This window comes from Parafrigoribacterium mesophilum, from assembly GCF_039652555.1.
GTDB lineage: Bacteria > Actinomycetota > Actinomycetes > Actinomycetales > Microbacteriaceae > Parafrigoribacterium > Parafrigoribacterium mesophilum.
Window position 1 is genome coordinate 536,833 of the sequence record NZ_JBDJAF010000001.1, and the last position, 21,801, is coordinate 558,633.

The 21,801-nt window shown below is 64.4% G+C and carries 8 protein-coding genes (1 of these 8 only partly in view); all 8 read right to left on the reverse strand.

Going from position 1 to position 21,801, the window contains the following annotated elements; all coding sequences use genetic code 11:
• Positions 1–12,901, reverse strand: the 5' end (the start) of a protein-coding gene (locus ABFX56_RS02570; protein ID WP_346231716.1) for a carbohydrate-binding protein. Its footprint begins 18,185 nt before the window's first position; the window shows 12,901 of its 31,086 coding nt (coding positions 1–12,901); the start codon lies at positions 12,899–12,901; the stop codon falls past the left edge of the window.
• Positions 12,902–13,183: 282 nt separating this feature from the next.
• Positions 13,184–13,399, reverse strand: a complete 216-nt coding sequence (locus ABFX56_RS02575; protein WP_346231717.1) for a flavodoxin family protein — start codon at positions 13,397–13,399, stop codon at positions 13,184–13,186.
• 70 nt (positions 13,400–13,469) lie between these two features.
• The gene (locus tag ABFX56_RS02580; protein ID WP_346231718.1) at positions 13,470–13,745 is read right to left on the reverse strand and encodes an SHOCT domain-containing protein; all 276 of its coding nucleotides are present in this window, start codon (positions 13,743–13,745) and stop codon (positions 13,470–13,472) included.
• 337 nt (positions 13,746–14,082) lie between these two features.
• Positions 14,083–15,018, reverse strand: coding sequence for a type II toxin-antitoxin system death-on-curing family toxin (locus ABFX56_RS02585; RefSeq protein WP_346231719.1), 936 nt, complete (start codon positions 15,016–15,018; stop codon positions 14,083–14,085).
• A complete protein-coding gene (locus ABFX56_RS02590) occupies positions 15,015–15,746 on the reverse strand; it encodes an N-6 DNA methylase (protein ID WP_346231720.1) in 732 nt (243 codons plus the stop codon). The genes ABFX56_RS02585 and ABFX56_RS02590 overlap by 4 nt, the downstream gene beginning before the upstream one ends.
• A 521-nt stretch (positions 15,747–16,267) precedes the next feature.
• Positions 16,268–16,837: a DUF4411 family protein gene (locus ABFX56_RS02595; protein WP_346231721.1), complete on the reverse strand. Its 570-nt coding sequence runs from the start codon at positions 16,835–16,837 to the stop codon at positions 16,268–16,270.
• Complete coding sequence (locus tag ABFX56_RS02600; RefSeq protein WP_346231722.1) at positions 16,834–17,964, reverse strand: ImmA/IrrE family metallo-endopeptidase; 1,131 nt, start codon at positions 17,962–17,964, stop codon at positions 16,834–16,836. The genes ABFX56_RS02595 and ABFX56_RS02600 overlap by 4 nt, the downstream gene beginning before the upstream one ends.
• Positions 17,965–18,195: 231 nt before the next feature.
• The gene (locus ABFX56_RS02605; RefSeq protein WP_346231723.1) at positions 18,196–21,693 is read right to left on the reverse strand and encodes an SIR2 family protein; all 3,498 of its coding nucleotides are present in this window, start codon (positions 21,691–21,693) and stop codon (positions 18,196–18,198) included.
• Positions 21,694–21,801: the final 108 nt, after the last annotated feature.

Below are 21,801 nucleotides of genomic sequence, written 5' to 3' on the forward strand. Positions count from 1 at the left end.
CGGCGTTGGCCGTGTTATGGCCCACCGCGTCGACCTGTACAGCAGACGCGTGTGCGATGTTGCCACCCACTGAGGCGGTCACCGTGCCGGCGATGGTCGCGGTCGGCACGGTGACACCGATGCTCAGGCCGAGTGAGCCCGAACCGGCATTCGACGTCGCCACCGCGCGGTTCGTACCATCCGCGGTAATGCTCACCGTGCCGGAAACGGCCGTGCTGCCTGCAAGGGTCCGCGCTGTGATGTCCGCAGTGGAGGCGATCTCGGCGAGAGACCCCGTTCCTGCTCCCGACATCGCGCCACCCAGGGAGACTGCGACGGTGTTGGCTGTGGCGGTGTTGGACCCTTCTGCCGCCACGGTAAGCGATGCGGCCCCGACACCCGTAGAGCCGACTGGGATGGTCCCCGAGAAGGTTGCCGTGACCGGCGCAGCAACGTGCGCGTCGGAAATCATGATGGTGCCCGCGCCGAAGAATCCGCCTGCGCCGCCATCGGCCGTGGCTGTTGCGACGTTGTTTCGGCCCTGTCCCCCGGCCGTCACCTCGATTGCACCACCGCTGGAGATCACGGCGGCCGATCCCACTCCGGATGCGACTGCTGCGCCGTCTGTGACGTGCGCTTGGGCGTACGCCCCGCTCGCAGCACCGCCATCGAGCGAGACGCCCACCGCGGTCGCAGTGGCGATCGCGACGTTCTCGGCCGTCGCAGCTATCGTCACGGAGTCCGAGCCGGTGACGTCACCGTCGACCTGGGCAGTGGTGTGACCCGAAACCGTGGCGAACGCAAGCATGAGCACGAGGGCCGCATCTCCTCCCAACAGGACTCCGGGGGTTGTGGCCTCCGCCGAGTTCCACGCCGTGGCCTCCACGGAGACGTCCCCGCCGACGTTGATGCTGCCTTCCTCAAGCAGGACCGCCTCGGTGGACCGGTCGTCACTCGCCAGGGCTACGGTAATGCCACCCGCTACGCCAGCACTCAGCGCGACATTGACGGTGTCAGCGTGGACATTCGCATGGTGTCCTGTCGCTGCGACAGTGACGTCGCCCCCGATCCGCACAGCTCCGTGGGCGCCCGACTCCGCGCGCGTTGTGCCACGGTACGTAATGACGGCGACCGCCCCGCTGAGAGCGTCGCCGATTCCGCCCTGGGCCGAAACCGCGAGATCGGTTGGGGTGAACACATCGCTCGCCAAAACGCTGATGCCACCGATCGGCCCGCCAACACCGATGGCAACATCCCCGATCGAGGCGAGTGTGTCGCCGCTGACGACAACAACGGCAACGGCCGCGCCGATCGCGGCGCCGACTCCAAGGCCCACACCCACGGCGCGCGCCGCCACAGCACGGGTGGCGGTGGCGCTCACATCGATGAGGCTCCCGGCCTGCGGGACCGAGGCGCCGTCGTCAATATGCGCTTGTTGCGAGCTGGAGTCGACGATGACGACGACCTGACCGGCGATAACGATGCCACCCACGGCTCCGGAGGCTGCGACGCCGTCAACGCTCTCGTCGAGGGTCGCGTGCACTCCCACGGTGTCTGCCGCGCTAACTGACGCGCCGTCGTAGATGCCCGCATCCGTCTTCAGGCCGAGCACTAGTATCGACACGCCGGCGCCCAGGGCACCAAAACCTTCCGCAACAACCCCGGCAGCCGTCACAATATCCACGCTGTCCTGCGCGACGACCTGCACGTCGGCGCCCGAATGCACGCTGCCATAGATGCCGGCGGAGGTCCCCGCCGGAGGGTTGGTCCGTGTGAAGAGGTCTGACGTGACGCTTGTGCCGGGGTCGGCCCCTGCGACGGCCTCATTGGCAGCGTCGGCGCCGCCGGACTGGTAGCGTGCCTGTCCTTGGATGTTCCGCCAGCTGGTCGTGTCTGAATCAGGCGCGGTAGTCGATCCGGTGATGTGGGCCTGCGCCTGGTAGTGCACTCCGTTGTACACAACGACCGTGCCGATGGTGTAGCTGTTGCCAGATTTCCAGGTCGGGCTGGATGAGCCGGACAGGATGGAGCCCCAGCCGACGGTTGCCCCGGTGTTTTCACCCGAGGCGGCCGTGTCGCCCATGCCCTGGGCGCTGCCGTTCTCACCGGCCATAGGGTGCTGGTCGGAGAGCGACCAGTACACTGTGTCGGATTCAGACGGAGTGTTACCGGTGTTGTTCTTCCGTGCCGCGTAGGTGCTGCCGTTGTGGGTGACGACATCTCCCGCTTGGTACGCCGTGCCCGACGCCCAGGTTCCTCGTTGAGTGCCCTGGTTGTTCTGCTGGTAGGTATCCGTTGGCTGAGTGCCGACCGCCCACACCGAGACCGCTCCTGCGACGCTGACGAGTCCGTCACCGACGCTCACCGCGATGCTGTGAAGTTGCTTCTCGGCCGATGCGCTTACCAGCACAGTGCCGCTCGCCCAGACATCCGTGTCGTCGGCCAGGTACGCCTGCACACTGACATTGGCGACGCCGATGTCCACCCCGCCGGCCACAGCGACGCCGGCGTCGCCGATACCACCGGCGATGGTCAACGCGTGCAAGGAGTCCGTCGCTGACACCGTGACGCCCTGACCGGAGGCAACTCCGGCGACGATCGCGCCGTCACCGCGATTCACCGTGGTCTTCGTATTGAGGTACGCCTGCGTGACGATGGTGAAGACGTGCACCCCGACCACGCCGGCGACGCCCACTATGCCACCACCGAGGCCGAAGGCGACTCCGATCGCGTCCTCGGTGGATGCGGCGACGACGCTGAGCCCGGGCGCTCCCAGGACGACGATCGTGTTCCAGGTACCGAGGTGGGCCGTTGTCGCCTTGGTGACCACAGCCACGTCGACGCTCGCTCCGACGCCGACGATCGCGGCGCCTAGGCTCGCCGTGATCAGAATGAGGGACGTGTCGTCGGTAGCCAAGACCCCGATCGAGCCACCGGCACGCATCGTGACCTTATCGCCGGTACTCGCATCGGTAGTGACGTTGAGCACGGTCACGGTGACGGCGCCAGCGACGCCGGCGTAGAGCGATCCGGCGGCGGCGGCCACGGCGGAAATGACCACGTCCTGTCCGCTCGCCTTCACGGTGATGTTGTGGCGAGCGTTCACGACCGCGTCGTCGCCGATGGTGGCGGAGGTGGTGAGGGATACTACCCGTACCCCGACCCCGGCGCCGATCGCCGCGTCGCCTGACAGAGCCACCGTGGCGGCGATGCCAAGCTGGCGGAAGCTGTTGCCGGCGATGACGAAGACGGATTGGGCGGGGCCCGCGGTCGGGTCGATGGCGCTGCAGGCGCTGTCGCCTGCGGCACAGTTGATGCGGGCGCCGGCACCGATGCTGGCGGTGGTCTTCACCGTGACCACGGCAACCGTGCCACTGACGTTGACCGCGACAGAACCGGAGATTCCCCCGCTGATGCCGATCGCGCTGACATTGTCGCTGTTGGTCGCGGTCACTGCGACGCCGGTGAAACCGGTCTGAGTCTGGGCGGTAACGGTTTGCGGGCTGGTCGCCGATGCGTCCGCTGAGGGCATGCTGCCCGGGAGGACCAGGCTGTGCGAACGCCCGGTTGCGAGTGCGGGGTCCAGCACGAGCACGGAGCCGCCGTTGGTCTCGGACAGCTGGATGAGTTGTGCGCCGTAGGCGCCCGTACCGATCACGGTGACGTAGTAGGTCTGGCCGTCGACTAGGCCGCCGATTGGGCTTCCTCCGCCGGTGCTGTACAGGAGTTGGTCGCCCGTGCTCAGACCGCTGATGGAATAGGGGAGAGCGACGACATTGTTGCTGACATCGGTGGCGGGATTGAATCGCGGGGAGGTGTCGCTGACGACACCTGGCTGGTTGGTCGGGACGAAGCGCTGGTTCTCGCCCATCAGTCCTGTCGGCAACGACAGGCCGGTGATGGCGACCAGGCCGGGGCCGCAGTTGCTTGAGCACACCGGTGGGGCGCGCGGGGTCAGCGACAGCATGATCCTGGAAGAAGTAATCGGAATGACGTAGTAGCTCTGGCCCGAGGTCAGCCCGACGATCGGGGCACCGCCGGCGGCATCATAGATGACTTGCTGGCCCGATGCGAAGTTCGCTTGGTAGCCGAGATCGATCACCGCCGGATCTCCCGGTGCGCGCGGTAGCAGTCCATCGCGGGGGTCGAATCCGGGGTTGGTGGCGCTGATCATGAATTCGCCGGAGTTAACAGTGTTCGTCCCGGTCGACTGCGACAGCGCGGTCACCTGCGCTCCGTCGCCGATCGTCGCGTTTGTGGTCTTGGTCACGACGGGCACTGCCGCACCGGCGCCCACCGAGGCCGACCCGGACACAGACAGGTTGCCGGCCACGACCATCAAGGTGAGGCTCTCGTCCGCGGAGACGATCACGTTGCCTCCGGCCAGCACCGTGGTGTGCGCACCGATGCCGGCGGTGGTGGTGATGTCGATCACCGGCACCGCGGCATTGATGGCGACGGCAACGTCGCCCCCGATGATGGCGCCCGCCGAGATCGAGGTGATCGCCTCACTGGAGGTCGCGATGACGAGAACGTCACCCGTGGCTTGCACGTGGGAGTCCGCACCGATGGCTGCCGTCGTGGTCTTGTTGATGACCTCTACGTCAGCTCCGGCGCCGACACCCGCGGTGCCGCCGATCGCAAGCTGGCCGGCCGCATCCACGATGACTGTGGCGTCGTGTGCAGTGACGGCGACCGAGGACTGTGGTGTTGTCGACACGCTGGCGGGGTTGACGCATTCGGCGCCGAGGCAATTCACCAGAGTGTCGTCTCCAATGCCCGCGGCCGTGGTGTCGGTGAGCACGAGTACTGTCGCGGATCCGGCAATTCCGGCGTCTCCGCCGCCCCCACCGCCGACCGCAATGAGCATGACGCTCAGCTCCTGCCCAGCGTTCACTGCCACTCCGGTGGTTCCGGCCGAGCTGACGTCGTCGAACGAACCGATGGTCGCTTGCACCGTGCTGGTCCGGACCAGGGCGATGGACGCGATGCCTGCCCCTGCCGTACCACCCATCGCCACTCCCCCGGCGTACAACTCGATCTTGTCGGTGGTGTTCGTCGCGCTGACCGCCAGGTCACCGCCAGCGCGAACCGTGGATGTCTGTCCCTCGTCGCCGTCGATGAAGGCGTAGGTGCCGGGCTGGTCGTCGCCTTGGTTCATCACCAGCACGATGATCGACCCGGCGACCCCGACTTCGCCGGCTGCCCCAGCGGAAGCGGCGATACCCACGATCGGTTCGTTCGACGTGGCCGCGACGGTGATGTCGCCGCCTGTCGCCACGGTCACGCTCTTGCCGAGGTAGGCACGCACGTCCTTCTCGGTAACGTCGACGATCACCGCGACGCCGACGCCGGCGGTCCCCGAGGTGAGGCCCAGCGATCCGGCGACGTTGATAATCGGGGTGTCGTCATCCGCGGTGACGGTCAGACTCTGCCCGGCAAGCGTGTCGACAGCCTGGTTGATCCGGGTGCCATCGCCGAGATGGGCGTCAGTGCTGCGGTTCCACACGTCGACGATGAACGAACCGGATGCGGCCAGGGCGCCGGTGCCGGCGGCGCCGGACACCGCCACCGATGACACGGCCGGAGTGGTCGTCTGGCCGTCGGGCGCCGGGATCAGCACGACGCCGGGGATGTTGACCAGGTTTGACAGTATCGACGTGCCCAGCAGGGTCAGGTCGATGCCGAGCGGCGACAGGCTGGCACTGGCTCTCACGTCGGTGGCGCCGGTCGCGTCAAGCGAGGTGGGGGTTGCGGAAGCGGAGTCGATGACCGCGGTCGTGGTCGCATCCACGATGTTGATGGCGATGGCGGCGCCGAGGGCGACGCCGCCGAGGGCACCGGCGATGGCCAGGTTCTGCAGGCCCATCGGGTTGGCAGCATCAACCACCAGGTTGCCAGCCGAGCTGAGCGTTGCGCCGGCACCGACGTGCGCGCCGGTCTCGTATTTCACGACGTTGATGCCGACCGATCCCGCGACCTGCGGGCCGGTTCGACCGCCGGCTCCCGCAAAGCCCCATGCGATGACGGTGTTCTGGGTGAGTGCATCGGCGTCGTCACGTGGTGTCGTAGCTGCCACGGTGATGCCGACCGCCGTAATCGCGGAACCGGTGCCGACCTCGGCGGTGTTGACGATATCGAGGTAGTTGAAGCCGACGCCGACTGCGATGTTCGTCGACGCCTTGGTGGCATTCAACGCGATGCCTATTCCTCGAGCCGCGGCCGTGGTCAGCTGCGTCGCGCGCACTGCCACGGGGCCGCCGGCGATGAGGGTGACGGGTCGGTCGGCGATGACGGTGACGATGCCGTCGGTCGTGACGGTAACCATTCCGTCGATCGTTGCCAAGTTGGAAGTTTGCAGCCACAGCACGCCGATGGCTGCGGCCACTCCGACGCCGCCGCCGGACTTGCCCGCCTTACCGCTGGACTTCGATGCGCCCTGGCTCGCGGAAGTGCCGGCAGAGGGGACCGTATTGGCGCCCTTGTTCTTGGCGTTCGGATCGTTGTTCACGGCACCGGTCGTGGTGTCATCGGCGGATTTTCCGCCCGCGTCGAGACTCAAGCTGCCCATGGCGCTGGCGTTGGCGATGGCCGCGCCGGCGACGAGGGAGTCGGCAGCCACAGTGATGAATCCCGCCGTTGTCACATCGCGCGCGAGATCGGCGCGTGTGGTCCAGCCGATCACGATGGGAAGGGCGACGGCAGCGCCGATCGCCACGCTGCTGCCGATGACGTTGGCGTTGGCGTTGGTGGCGCTCACATCGACGGAGTGGGTCGCGGCCACAGTGACGTTGCCGGTGGCAGTGAGCCCGGTCGGTGCGCTGCCGATTCTGGCGATCGTGGTGTCGCCCGTGTCAACCACCAGGGCCAGTGCCGGACTGAGTGCCGTACCGCCAGATGTTCCGGCCTCGGCGAGGGTCGTGATGGAGCGGTCGGCGGTCGCGATGACCGAGATGTCGGTGCCGCCGGTGATGACGGCGGCGTCGCCGATCTCGGCGCGGGTGATGGTGGGGGTGAGTACCTGAATCGCCACCGAGGCGCCGACGCCCACTCCCGCCGGAGTACCGTCCTCGCCGGTGATCAGCCGCGACAGATCGCACGGCAGGCCGAGCACGCTCGCACAGGTTTTGAATCCGGCCTTTGACGTCGCTTCGGCGATGTCTTGCTCGGTTGAGATGGCGGTGAGCGTGACGACGCCATCCCCCGCCGCTACAACTGCACCGGTCGGAACCAGGGCCTCGGTGTCGGCGGCCACTATGTTGATGCTCAACGCACCGGCGGCACCGAGTGACTCGGCGTTGCTCGCCCCGGAAGTCGCTGTCGCCGAGATGGTGTGCGTCTCATCGGCGTCGCCGGGTTCTTCCGGTTCGACGGAGGTCATGGTCGCGGTGACAATCAGGCCGACCGCTCGTACGGTCGATGCGCCAGTGGTGGCGATGTTGGTGATGGACACGTCATTGACGACCACACCAGCGCCGATACCGACGCTGCTCGCGGCGATCGTGTCGCCGCGCGCCGAGCCGATCGCATCCGTGTTGGCCGAACTGGCCAGGGTCAGCGCACCGTCAGCGGAGGTGACGGTGATGCCGTTCGCGAGCCAGGCGCGCGAGGTGCTCGTGACGATGGTGATCGTCACTGCCCCGGCGACAGACAGTGAAGCTCCACCGCTGTCACCGGTGCCGGCGGTCGGCGTGGTGCTCGTGCTCGCCCGTTTGCCAGTGTTCAGGGTAGACACTGCATTTCCATTTCCCAGAATCCGGTCGGCGGTGCCGTTGACCGAATCAGTGGCAGAGGTGGGAGCGCCCGGCGCGGCAGCTTCCGACTCGCTCGTGTTCGTGGACGACCCGCTGGCGATGATGCTGACCGGTCCATCAGCGCGCAGGTCGCGTGCCACGGACGCGCGCACGTCGTCATCAACGACGGCGATCGCGATGGCCAAGGCGACTCCGAGGCTCTCCAAGTCGATGTCGCCGCTGGAGGCGGTTTCGGTCACCGCGGTCTGTGCGGCGTCGACTTCGATGTCACCGGCCAGATCCAGACCGGGGCCGGTGCCGATGGACGCGGATGTGGCGACGTTGACGATGCTGAGAGCGACGGCCGGAGCGATGGCGATTTTACCGCCGGCGCCGTTGATCGCCTCGGTCGCGGCGGCGTTGCCGTCTTCGGCCCGGACGGTGAGGTTGTTGCCTCCCACGAGCTGGGCACCGTCTTGCAGGCCCGCGGTGGTCGTGACATTGTCAATCGTGAGTGCGAACGAGGCACCCAATCCGACGGTCGGGTTATCGCCTTCCGGTACCAGGTAATGCGACTCGCCGTTCGCTTCCGAGGGGATCAGCACCAAGGTTTCGTGAGCCATCGCCGCCACCCACGAAACGGCGAGTTGGATGTAACCGGGCTTGTCCACCACCACCCAGTACTTCTGGTTCTCGACCAGCGTCGTCTCCTTGTTGACACCGTTGCTTATTCCGATCGGGTCGCCGCCCCCGGTGTGGTAGACGACGACGTCCCCGGTCTTGAGGTTTCCGTCCTTCAGCGCGTAACCGAGCACGATGGTCGTAAGATCGCCGTGCGCGTCCGCGATAATCGCGCTGTTCGGGTCGAAGGCATTACGGAATGCGGTGGCCGACGTCGTCGCGTCGACGTCGGTGGCGGCGGTCAAAGACACATCGCCGCTTCCGACAGTGGCGCTCGAAACGGTCAACCCTGACGACTTCAGCTGCGCACTGGTGGTTGACGAAGTGATATTGATACCCGCCGACACCGCCGCACCAAGCGCGCTCGCACCACCGGTCGCCGAGACGGCGACGGCCTCAAGGTTGTTCGTCCAGTCGGTGTTCTCATCGACACACTCGGTGTCCTCATCGGCACAACCGGCGGACTCTGCGTCGAACACCGGCGCCATCGTGGCGCTCAGGATGAGCCCGTCGGCGTAGATGACCGCACCGGGAAGCACGTCCGCCGTGTTGGTGAGCTTGGCCAGGTTCACGGCCACACCGACGCCAACAACAGCAAGGGCGGCGTTGGTGCCGGCCTCGCCGTCGGCGATCGCGCTTGCGTCGGTGTTCGCGGTGGAGGCCAGTGTCAACGGACCGCCAAGCACCGTCATGACGACATCGCCCGGCAGCGAAACGTCGCTGACGGTCGTCACCAGGTTGAACGCGATCGCGGCGGCGGCGTTGATCGGGTTCCCAAAACCGTCCACGGCGGATGGTGTGGCCGGAGCCTTGCTGGTACCCGCTAGATCGTTGGCCATGCCCAGGAACCTCTTCGCCTGTGCGTTGACCGATCCGAGCGGTGACGAGTTCTCGTCGGGTGCGCCGCCGGTGCCCGCCCAAGAGAGAACACCGGTTGAGGAGGATCCGTCGGCGGTGAACGTGGCGGAACCCACGGCGGTAACGCTGCGTGAGGTCGTGGCCGTCACTGTGTGGTCCGCGTCGTTCACGGTGACGGAGACACCCAGGCCACCATCGGAGGTCGTATCGCCGCTGGCCCCGGAGCTGATCGACGCCGCCTGGGTCGAGTGCACGTCCAGGGCCCCGGTCAGCACGAGCTCGGCACCGGCGCCAAGCCCGGCATGGGTGGTCACGTTTGACAGTGCGACGGCCACGACGGGCGTGATGGCGATCGCTCCGGTCGAGCCCGCTTTCGCCTCGAGCGCCATTTCATCGGTGGTCGCGGCCGAAAGTGTGAGCTGATGCGCGCCGGCCAGGGTGGCACCATCGCCAATGGTCGCGGTGCCGGTATCGCTCACGATGTTGACCGAGACTCCGGCGCCGATCCCCATAATGTCGGTCGGCTTCTGCACCAGGGTGAGGAAGTGGTCGGTTCCCTCGGCGACCGATGAGTCGAGGGTCAGCACGTTGTCGCTGGTGAAGGCGGGAACGAGCATGCTGCCGGAAATCAGTTGCACCCGAGTGATGCCGGTCACCGGGTCGGGGGTGCAGATACCGTCGTCCGGGCAGTAGAGGTAATAGGTGCCCAACATGACGAGGCCGCCGATGCTGGCGCCGCTGCCGCCGTTGGAATACACGACTCGATCCCCGGTCAGCGCCGGGATGCCGGCGAGGAGTCCGTTCGCATGCAGGAGCGGGAACGGCAGGTCGATGGTCTTGCCGTCGGCTTCCACTGCGGTCGTCGGGTCGAAGAACGGTCCTGTCGGACGGGCACTCGTCGTCGAGTCGGTGCTGTGGTCGCTGACGATGGACACGTCCGCGCCATGGACGCCGACGGTGGCGTCCGGGGCAAGCATCGCCTCGTGGGTGACGGTCACGATGTTCACGGCGAAGGAACCCTGGAAGCTCGACGACGAGACACCGCCGATGGGCGACAGCGCGACGCTGGTCCCTGCCCCGGAGGTGGCCTTCGTAGTGAAACTTTGCGACGAGGCCGGCGTCTCGATGGTGAGGGCACCGGTCTGCAGATCGACGGAACCACCGACGTAGGCCTTGGCAGCGGCGTCGGCGATGGCGATAGCAACGGCTGCGCCGATGCCCACTCCGGTCTTCAGCGCGGCATGCCCGTCGGCCGTGGTCGTCGCTTCGGTTCCGTCTGCAGCATGGACGAGAACGGCACCACCGGCATCCGTGGCGACGCCGAAGGTCCCGCTCGCCGGGGCGATGTACGCCTGCGTGTCGGTGTCGATCTGGGCGACGGACAACGCCGCCGCCACGGTGAGGGGGCTCAGCGCCGTGATCGTGCCGCCGGCGAACTGGGCCGGTGTGATCGCCAGACCGCTGCCGTCTGTGTTGCCGGTGGCGCCTTGTGGGCTCGCCGCCGAGTTGGTCGCCACCGTGTTGTTGGCGTCGGCGGTGACGGTGAGGTTTGCGGCGCTGTTGCCGGGACTGTTCGCATCGATGTAGCTCGTGGTGGTCTGGTTCAGGGTGACCAGCGCGATTCCCGCCCCGGCGGCGGCTAACAGCGCATCGCCGGATGCGGTGAGGTCGGACTGTGAGCTGGCGGACAGGGTGAGCTGCCCGGTGACCTGGAAGTTCGTGGAGCCTGACAGGTTGGTGCGGGCGTTCATGGTGACGTCGAGCCGGGAGAATGCGGCGTCTGCTGCGGGGTCGGCATCGGCGCCTGGCCCGCTGGCCTTCGCCGTCGCGGTCACCGTGGAGCTGCTGCCCAGCGTCACATCCCCGCTGGAGACGATGGTGCTGTCCTCGGCGCTCACGAGGGCGTTCGAGGTCACCGTGATGACGTTGACTGCGGTCTGCGATGTCGGCGCGGCGGTGGCGGCAGCGGCCAGCACAATGTCGCCACCCTTGAGCGTTGCACCGGTCAGCTGGATAGTCGCCCCGGCCGTCGCGGTGATCGTCCCGGATGTTCCGGTTCCGTCTTGGGAGGCGGTCGCCTGGAAGTTGATGGCGCCGTCTCCGCTGCCGCCCTGGGTGTTGATCGTGACGCCGTTGACGACGATCGTTTCGGCAAGCGCCGTGAGCGACACGCCGGGGATGAGCAGGTTGGTCGAGAAGGACACCGAGTCTGTTCCGTCGCCACCGTCGATGACGATGGACGTCACAGTGGTCGGCAGCTCCATCGACTGCGTCATCGACCCGGCGACGGTAATGATCCCGTCGGTCAAGCCGATGGTGATCGTGTCATCGTTCTGGGTGCCGGCGATGTGCACTTCGTTGCCGCTGACGGTGATGGGTTGCGGGTCGGCGACGACCTGCGCTGCGCTGTCGATGGTCAATGGTGCGTCCATCGGAACAGTTGGGGTAGGTGCGACGGCCGGCGCTGCGTCCGTGTTCGAATCAGCAGCCGGTGGTGCCGTCGGGTTCGAGGTGTCCGCCGGTGCCGTCGTCGTGTCGGTCGTGCCAGTTGCGTCGGCTGGCGCTGCAGGCTGGTCGATCGGCGCGGGCAGTGCCGTGGCGTCGACCTGCCAGACCTGGCCAGGGTTCAGGGCGGGTGCCATCAGCCCGGCAGCGGTGTGATCTAGTCCGAGGAAGTGGCCCACCTCGTGGCGGACCACGGTGAGCAGGTCGATGTGCTGGTCGCCGCTGCCCCAGCCCCATCCGGCGGCGGTCGTATCGATGATGACGGCGTTGGAGCCCTCGGATCCGAGGGTCAGGTCCGGCAGGTCGCCGATGCTTGCCGAGAACCCCGTGAAATCGGCCGACGGGTACGCTGCGAGCCATTCGGTCTCGACCTCGGCGACTGCCGCCTCGAGCTCAGCCGGGGACACACCATCTGCGGGGTCGATGGGGGTGGCGGGAGCTGCCGCCGCGAGGAGTGGTTGGCCGCCGGCATCCGGTGCCGCCGCGGTGGTGGAGGGATCATCGGTGGGAGTTGGAGTGTCAGTGGCTGACGGGGACGGCTCAGGGTCGCCAGCGGGATCCTGTTCCGCGGCCGGATCCTGGTCCGCAGCCGGATCGGGAACAGTCGCCGGATCTGGGGCAGTGTCGTCCGATCCTGTCGGAGCTGCAGCGCCGGATGTGCAGGTCACCGAATTGCCGTCGGCGGAGCGCACGCACACCATCTGCGAACCGGTGCTTTGCTGCGTCGGAGTCGTCTCAGGAGCCGGCGTGGTCGCCGCCTGGCTGGGTGCTGGTATGACCGGTGCGACCTGGATTGTGACGGGCTTCGGCGTCACCGTGATCGGTGCGGCGGGCGCCTCTGCGATCGGCGTGACCGCCACCGGCGTCGGGGTCGGCGCTGGAACATCCTGTTGCGTGATCTGGCGGACATAGTCGTCGGCCGTTCCGGTATACGGCTGTGTCGCTGGCGACGCCGTCGTAGGACTGGTGATGGGTGCCACAGAGTCGCTGTCCCAGGTGGTCGCGCCGGCGGTCTGCCACCCGCCACCCAGGGTGAGCGCCATCGTGATCGAGAGAAGACCACAGGTGAGGACGCGGGCCGCTCTTTTCAGCAGGGCAAGGGAATGACGTCGGAACCGGAGCATCGTCGCTCGGGATCCGCTCATTGAGGTTTCTTTCTTTCCGCGCGACCCGGGGTTAGTCGCAAACGCTGCCGTTTAAAGGGGGTGTGGGCGTGGAGACAACACCGGCCTTACGCCGAATGGTTCCTCGGGAAGGGCACCGTCGATTGGGGGCGTGCGGTCTCGGCCGCGGTTACATCATCCTGAATATTTCTTGAGCACTCCATCCCTCAGTGTGAGGGAATTTCGTTCTCCGACCCCCCTCATTTGGGGGGTCCCGCCGATCGAGGACTGGTCGAAGGTCACGTCTGTAGCGCGGCCGCCACCTCACGACCCCACTGCGCCGCCTTCTCGAGCTCCCCGTCCAGAAAACGCATGCGTCGGCCCACCCACCACGAGCATGTCGTACCTCTCGGCGGTGTCAGGGGCCGAGTCGACGTCTACGACATCGACCTGCGTCGTGGCGGACAACTCCGCCGCGACCGCGCGGGCCACCTTTTCGGTGTTGCCCCACAACGATTCATACACGATGAGTGCTCGCATGACTGCTCCTTAGGTCACGCCGCCGCAACGACGGATGCCCCATATCTGATCGCAGGTCGGATCCTGGTCATCAGACCGTCGCCGAGCCCTCGCCAAGCACTTTGAGGCGCTCGCGATATTCGTCCGTCGTCAACTCGCCCCTGGCGTACCTTTCATCCAGGATCTGCCGAGACGCGCCTCTCACCGGACGATGGGACTGGCCGGCACCGCCGAAGGATGCGTCATGCCGCGCTCCACTATTGACTGCCCACACCACCACGAACACGATCAGGCCGACGACGACCAAGGAGAGCAGCCAAAACAGCCACATCCACCCAGGATTGAACCCGTATCCCCACATCATCATGCGACCTCTCATCGCGCAACGTTCCGGTTTGTAGGAGCGAGATTACGAGCTGGCTCGCTGTCAAACAAGGGACCTTCGACCCTGCGCGCCAACCGCCAGTGGGCGTACTTTGAACGGGATCGAGGAAAGGAACATCCATGTCTTACAGTGATGGTTCCACTGGCTCACGGTTAGTGCAGCCCCCACCCCTCCAGAGCTCATCCAAGGGGATGATGCCATTGTCCCAGTACTCCGTGACGCTCGACTTCGGAGTGGCGCCAGCATAGCAATGGCCCATGTCGCCGTTCCGGCTGTATCGAACACCATCCGGACAGTACTGCCAGGTCGTCGATGCGGCTCATTGCGCGCGCTCCGAGAGCATTCGGACGACCAGCGCAACCATGAGTTCCTTCTCCTTCGGGTCGCTCATGGCGACCATCAAGGTGATCGCGGCCAGAGCGTTGTTCGAGATTCGGGGCTGGCCTTTAGCATCCATTAGGATGCCGTTGCGACTGAGGAAGGTTACGAATAGAGCGGCGGCGCTGCGCTTGTTGCCGTCGGACAACGGATGGTCCTTGACCACCAGATACAGCAGGTTCGCGGCCTTCTGTTCCACGGTCGGGTAGAACTCCTGATCGGCGAACCCCTGATAGATCGAGGCCACTATGCCCTCGAGAGCGCCGCCACTCTCTTGACCGAACAGGGCATCCTCGGGGAACTTGTTCCTGACCTCGGCAATCAGCGAGCGGGCTTCCTCGATGGTGAGCGTCCAGTCCGGCTTCGCGCCTGGGCCAGCATTCAGCTGTCCAGCATCGTAGTCGCGCAGAAGCTGCAGCCCCGGAAGGTAGCCGGCGAGCACACCCGCGACGCCTGCGACAAGCTCATCGGAGGAGCGTGACAAGATGCGCACGATTGAGCCGAGTTGCTCGAGACGGTGCTCGTTGACTGCGACGCCCTCGAGAATGTACTGCTTGAGGATTGCTGTCGCCCATCGACGAAAGGTAATCGCTCGGGAGGAATTCGCCCGGTAACCGACGGCAAGGATCACGTCGAGACTGTAGAGCGTGACGGGACGGTCGGAGGAAGCAATTTGCATTTTTTGCAAATTGCTCGGCTCATCGACCTCCGAATCCCGGAACACATTGCGGATGTGACGCGAGACTCCGGACAGATCGATACCGAACAGCTCAACGATCTGAGCCTGGGTTGCCCAGACCGTTTCACGTTCTCGATCCAACGGCAACCGCAGTTCCACACCCGGGGCCTCGTAGACGACGATCTTCTGCTCGCTCATGACGTGCTGGCCTCCAGATCGGTGCCCTCCAGGTCGGCCACGATCGCGTCGATCGCGATGCGGAGTTCCGCCTGCCGAGCCACAATACGAGCGATCTGTGCGTTCAGTACCGTGATGTCGATAATCTCGCGGGTGTCTTCCGCCTCAACGTAGGAAGACACCGCAATGTTGTAGGCATTCGCTGCGATCTCTTCGTTCGGGACGAGCTTGGTGAAGTAGTCCGTGTCCTCCCTGGTGGTGAAGGCGTCAAGGATCTTCTTTCGGTTCGCCTCGGTGAGTTTGGACTTCTTGAGCACGATGATGCAGGTCGCGATGGTGGTGCCGAAGAACAGGTCCGGTGGCAGTTGGATGACCGCATCCACATAGTTGTTGTCGATGACGTTTTTGCGGATCTTCCGCTCCGCCCCGCCGCGGTAGAGCACGCCGGGGAACTCGACAATCGCCGCGGTGCCGTTCAACGTGTCCCCGAGGGCCAGATTGAACTGGTCGTACGGCACGTCGTGCAGGAACATGTTGATCCTGGCGAGATTGTAAGTGGTCAGGTTGATTTCTTGCTCACCGCTGTTGATGTATGCGGCAAGGTTCTCCGAGATGAACCGGTAGAAGAGAAGCCCAAGCACGTAGCTCTTGAACTCCCAGCCGTCAACGCTGCCACGCAGGTCATTCGCGATCCGCCAAATCGTCTTATGCAACTCCGCACGCTGGCCCTCCTTCGTAGTGGGAGCCATCACGCCACCACCACCCTGGGGAACGTCCTCATCGTCTCTGACTCGTTCGTCATCGGGTGGGTCATATCGTATGCGTTCTCCCTCACACCGAGGTGCGTCTCATGACTGTGTTGACGGCCTTCCCTCAGCGTATCGGTGGGGACTGACGTGACGTCACCCTCGAGCGACCGAGCCGGCGAGGCCGCGTCGAAGTCAAGGCACAAGGTCTCGATACGCTCGTGACCTCGCTACTCGACCTACGGAGTGAACCTCGCTACTCGACCTACGGAGTAAGGCACCGAGCATGTCTCAAAATGTGGATCCAAGGGGATTCGAACCCCTGACCCCCTGCGCTGTGAGGGCTTCAAGAGCCACTATTTTCCGGCCAATTTACTGGGGTGCAGACGGCACAAGAAATGGAGAATTCGACGGTAAGTGTGTCGTTTGTGTGTCTATCGCGTCCGGCAGCCATGCAAGTTCCAAGCGCTCGTCGCTCGCCAGTACTCGTCATATCCACAGTGCTCGAAGCCTTCCCTACTCTGTCACTGCCGACTCGCAGCCTCCATTGCACGGTCGCCTGCGACGCCTTCCTGCGACGCCTTCTTGGGCATCTCCCGAGCAAGGAAGCCGGACACCGATAGACATTCGAAGCCGTATCTCGCGCAGACCTCGGGAATCTTTGGGCTGTTAAGGGTCACCGTTGGACGGATTCTCTCATTTGTAATCACCACGAGCTTTCGGACGCTGGCAAGCGAGATCACCTCCAGGTCGGCGATGTAATTGTTTTTGCTGCCGTAGTCCGGGTAGTCATTTACGATGCGCTTGGCGGAGGCGAGCTGGTCGCTAGTCATGTCGACGAACATGCCCGAACGCTTGGCGAGCCAGCCCTTCATCGTCGGGATCTCCTTCTCCCATTTGACGAGTTCCAGCTCGACTCGCCGTGGCGCGATGATCTCCCCCGACCCGATCATCGTCTCGACAACGCTCCACTGTGCGGCGAAGGCGTCCCGCCTGTACGGCTCGTCGTCATCCTCATGCAGGAACGACACAATCACGTTGGTATCGATGCAGTATCGCGACTCAATTGAGAAGAGTGTGAACGCGTCGGTCATCCGCCACCACCGCCTGACTTAGCGAGCTCGGTTCGGAACCGACCGAAGTTGTGCTCGGGGATCTCAACGAGGGCGCTGGCGTCCTGGCGGTCGATAGCCCCCGTCTCGTACGCGCCTACGACCCCGCGCGCGAAACGCCGGCCCACCTTGTTGATCGCCGCCGGATAGTACCGACCGCCCTTCTTGTCGCTTCGACCGCGACGCTCGCTCCGCCGCCGCTCGAGCACCTCGTATTGATGCGGGGCGAGTACTCCGCAGTCCCGCAGCCGGATAAGCAGGCTGGCTTTGCTCACACCGAAGCGACTGGCGAGGTAGGCGGTTTCCTTTTCGTCGGCTTCTACCGACACGCCCCACGCGCGTTTCGGCAACTCCCTCCGAAGAAGGCCGCCCGGCATTAGAACCGCCGCTGCGACTGAGTTGCAGTACCACTCAACGGTCGCGTCCTCGTCGAGATCGCAAACTCCTGCCGAGCGCAGCACGACGTGCGCATACTCGTGCAGCAGCGAAAAGATCCGCGCGTAGGGGATGTCCTGGGTGTCCGCCACGACTACCACCTGCCGGCCTGAGACGATACTGAAAGCTCGCGCAGTCGGGTCCTCAAGGTGGCGCATCGAGACGTAAACGCCCTGTTCCTGCAGCGCAAAGCTCCAGAGACGCAGTGCAGCATAGTCGCCCTTGGTTGCGACCTGCTCATCCCAAGACACGCCGAGAAGCTCACGGATCGCGGCCGCGGCGTCGACGACGGCTGTATCAAGGGTGATCGTCAGCTTCGGAACCTCGAACGCGACCTCCGGAAACAGCTCTGACGCCGCACCGAGCATGGCCTCGACAAGTCCGATCTGGTCAACCAGATCAGATGACAGCGGCTGCTTCTGGTTTGCTACGGTGCGATTGTCCCTGGGGCGCTTCCCGAGTTCTTCCGGGGCGTCGACTAGAAGATACGGCCACGGACGGCCGAAGCGCTTTGCGAGAGCGACGAGTTGCTCGAACTCGAGCTCTTGGTCCTCGGCTGCCAGCCGCTGGACGTCGATTTCGGCCCTGAGCCCTTCGCGGAAGTGCATCACCTCCATGTGCCGGTTCGTGAGCATGCTCACGAACCTCGTAGAGCTGACAATGACTCGGGCCATATTCCGACTGTATGGAGGCGAGGCGAGATGAGGACCGTGACGCGCCGAGGCATCAAGAGCCTCACCGCCGGTGTCCCGTGCCCAGCACCGACTGGTAACGGAAGCAATTCGCCCCAGAGCGACGCGCCGACGGTCTCACGCCGCAATGGGGTAAGGCTCACGATAGATCAGAGATAACGACGGACCAGCCGCGTCCACACTCTGGCTATATCTGGTGTTACGCCAGGTTCGCTACTCGTCAAGGTGCTCGCGGGCCGGCCCGTACCCGAGCCTGAGCAATTCGCTCCACACTCCTTGTGCGAGCGCGATGTCGTGGTCACTCGTCTCCGACACTGCTTGGACGAGCAGGTTGAGAAACGGAGGCAACGTGGTGCGCCCTCGCAAAAGGTGCAATGCGACCCTGAGAAATGCGGATCTGTTGTCTGGCGGGAAGTGATCGAGGTCGTAGTAGTCAAAGCCGTGATCCTCGTCCACAGACGTCGCCTCTGGTCCGCGCGTGAATAGATCAGCAGCTCGATCGAGATCAATGCCGGGAAGGGTGATCCAGTCCAGGAGTGCTCGCTGCTCTGGACCGAGGAGGGGCGGCTGACCGTCAAGCCTGTGCTGCCAGTGCGCGAACAGGAGGTCTTGGAAGCTTGGATCTTCGCCGTCGAGTTGTCGTGCTACTGATCTGATCCAGCGGACTCGTGTCTTCACGGGGGCTGCGGCGATGAACGGATCCACCCAGGTGTGTTCTTCAGCGGTGGTGTAGCAGGCGAATTGGGCAGCATGGATCTCGATGAATGACTCGATCGAGCCGGGGAGCGATCGCGCGATGAATTGCCATCCAGTCCGCAGGGCCTCGCGGATGCGCAGCATCAACTCCTGTGAGAAGAAGTTGCTGGTTAGTATTCCTGCCCAGAGACTTCTGCGCTGTGGCGACTCGTCGATTTGGAGCAGCGCAGGCTGTAAGTGCGTGTCGAACCACTCGGGCGCCATGGCAAGGATGTGCCCTGCGTATCGCGCGAGCATCATTGGGCTGGGATCTGCAAGGTTGTCGGCTTGAGCAACGACCAGCTCACTCAGACCCTTTAGCCCTTCCGCGTCGACCGTAGAGTCGCCTCGCTCTTGGGTGGCGCGCAGCACTGTCTCCACGTAGGCGTAGGCGAGTGCGCCGCGGGCTGTTGAGTGTGCTTCGGAGGGATCCGTTGGCGGGTCGTCAGACAGTTCTGCAGCCACGTTGCGCCAGAGTCCAAGTAGAAGTCGGCATCGTTCCGTGGCGTTTTCGAGAGGTCGCTCGGTGTCCTCGGTTGGGTAGGTGATCGAGAAGACCAGCCTGTGGGCGATGTCGGCAAGATCGTGGGGTATCTGGTCAAGACGTTCCACGAGCGGCGCTGCTGTCCAAGCAGCCCCCAACCGAGTGCTACTCGTCAATGCCGCCGCCCACGCTGCCGGCGACCAAAGTGCCTGAGCGATAAATGCGTCCATCAGCGGCAGCTCTTGATCGGTCTCCTGAAGGAGAAAGTCCCGCAGTTCTCGCAGCACTGGTCCGCTGTCGTAAACGTCGTCAAGAGTCGAATCTGCGGCGAGCATCTCCACCACCTCTTGCACTGGTAACCCTCGAAAACGTCCTTCGGGTTCCGCCTCGGGTCCATCATTTGAGCCCGTGGTGATCCAGAAATTCTGATCTGGATGGTCGATTGGCCTGAAGTCCGGGTGCTCATCCTGCATTGTGGCCAACGCCCGATGAATCGGATCGTCTACGGGCTGGTCGTTGCTTATCCAGGCCAGCGCGTTGTATCGTTCCTCGTCACGGATCTGCGTGCCACCTCCGCGGGTGTCCGCGCCGCGAATATGCGCGAGCAACTCCTGTTTGGCGTGCGGTGACGCGTGCCGGTAAATGGACTTCATGAGCCGGAACACCTCGGGCTTCGTTGAGATCCGAAAGACTAGTCCACGCTCGGTCAGTAATTCCAACAGTGCATCCGCTTCAATGCTTCGTGCCTCGGCGAGCGCGTCGATTGCCAGTCGCTGAATCATCTCCGATGAGCTATCCAAATACTTGATCGCTCTATCGGTTCCCTCGCTCCGAACGAACTCCCGTAGGAGGTCCCGTGCGATGTCAACAACGAGCACGTAGGGGTCGTCACGCGTGTGTGGTTGGACGCCGTCGACCTTGTGGCGTCGGACGGAAAGTGTGTATCTGCGGTCAACGCCGCTGAAGAGCGCCTCGGTCGCCTCCACCCCTCGGATCAGGCCAAGCGCCACTGACAGCAGATGATCGGGGTCTGACAAACTTGACAAAAGCGTCGGCCACGCTTCTCGAATGGAAGAATCTCGCCACGGGAGCACGAGATCGGAGTCCAGTGAATCTCGGCTGCGCGGCCATCCTCGATGAGGTCGAAACCGGAGCCGCGGAATGAGCAAATGGTGCAGGAGGATCTCCGCGGCCGCGACGTCCTTCTCAGCCACGGGTCGGAGAAGCCCGGAAAGACGTTCGCTATCCCGGGAAGGCTGGTCCGCGGCGAGCAAGAGAAGCCACTGTCGGTGCTGATCTACTGGATGATAGTCACCGAAGAGTTGTAGCCAGGCGTGCAACCACAAAGCGCGCGAAAGGCGGCCCTCATGTCGAGCAACCGCCGCGAGCAGAGCATCACCGTGGTCTGTGTCAAAACCACGCGCCGCCCACTGCGCCCAGTTATCCAGCTCCTCGGTATCGCCGCCGGAGTCGAAGAGCGAGTCAATCCCTCCGATCGCGTCCAACCGCTGGATCCATACTGCGGGGTCAGCGGCATTCCTGAAATGTCGCGCATGCTCGGGATCGTTGATTAGCCATAGAAGTTCCCCTTCCGTGACGGCGAGGTCACTGGGTCCAGCCGTGACGATTGATCCTATGCGGTCGAATCGCTCGGCCGAAGTGGACGTCAGCCGCTCTCGCCAATGCCCAATGAAGCTCATCAGTGAGGCGTGCCTTACATCGTCGGGCGATGGATAAAGGATAGGCGTAACACCCAGACGCTCCCACCTCACGGACATCATCGCGGAGTGTTCAGCGTCCACGAACGCGAACCGCGTTTTCCCGTCGGCAGGTAGAGCACGTGCGAGATACCGCATAACTGTATCGTCAGCGCTGTAGCCGACAAAGAGGGTGACGTACCGATCGAACATTCGAGTGAGGAACTGGGTCGCCCACCCCTCCGTAATATATGCCTGACCGAAATCGGAGTCCGTGACAACCATCCGCTGACTGCGCGAAGGGTCAGTCGGGCCGTGAAGGTGCACCAGGCCAGTGAAGTCGTTCCCCAGTGGCAGAGCTGGAGCGATGTGCACCGGGAGAGATATCCCAAGTCGCTTGGCTGCCACCTCAAAGAGCAAGTCGAAGTTGGTCGTGACGATTCTCGGTGTTCGGCCGGAGCTCCGAGAGATCTGGACGAGATCGAGATGATAGGAATTGGGTTCCACTGTCGATCTAAGCCGCGCGCTCACTCGCGCGTGCACGTCGCGCTGGAGCTCGTTGAGCTCCCCCATCACCACGTCAAACTGGACCGGTTCATCTGGGTCGTCGGGCAACAGGTCCGATCGTCCGAGCTCCGATGCGATCTCCTCGACAAGGCCACGAAACCCTGGAAGACACGATGGTGGGGCTGCTGAAATACCCGCACCACAGAACAACACCAATGAGTCCGTTTCATAGGCATGCTCAATCGCTGTTGGGAGCTCTACTCCGTCGGATTCCCACTCTCCTACCACGTCGCAACTCCTGACCAGAACCTTCCTCCGATCATCCCACCCATACCGGCCAACACATGAGCGGCGGCAAGGCCACCATCGAGTTCACGGCCCGACCCCAAAGGGGAT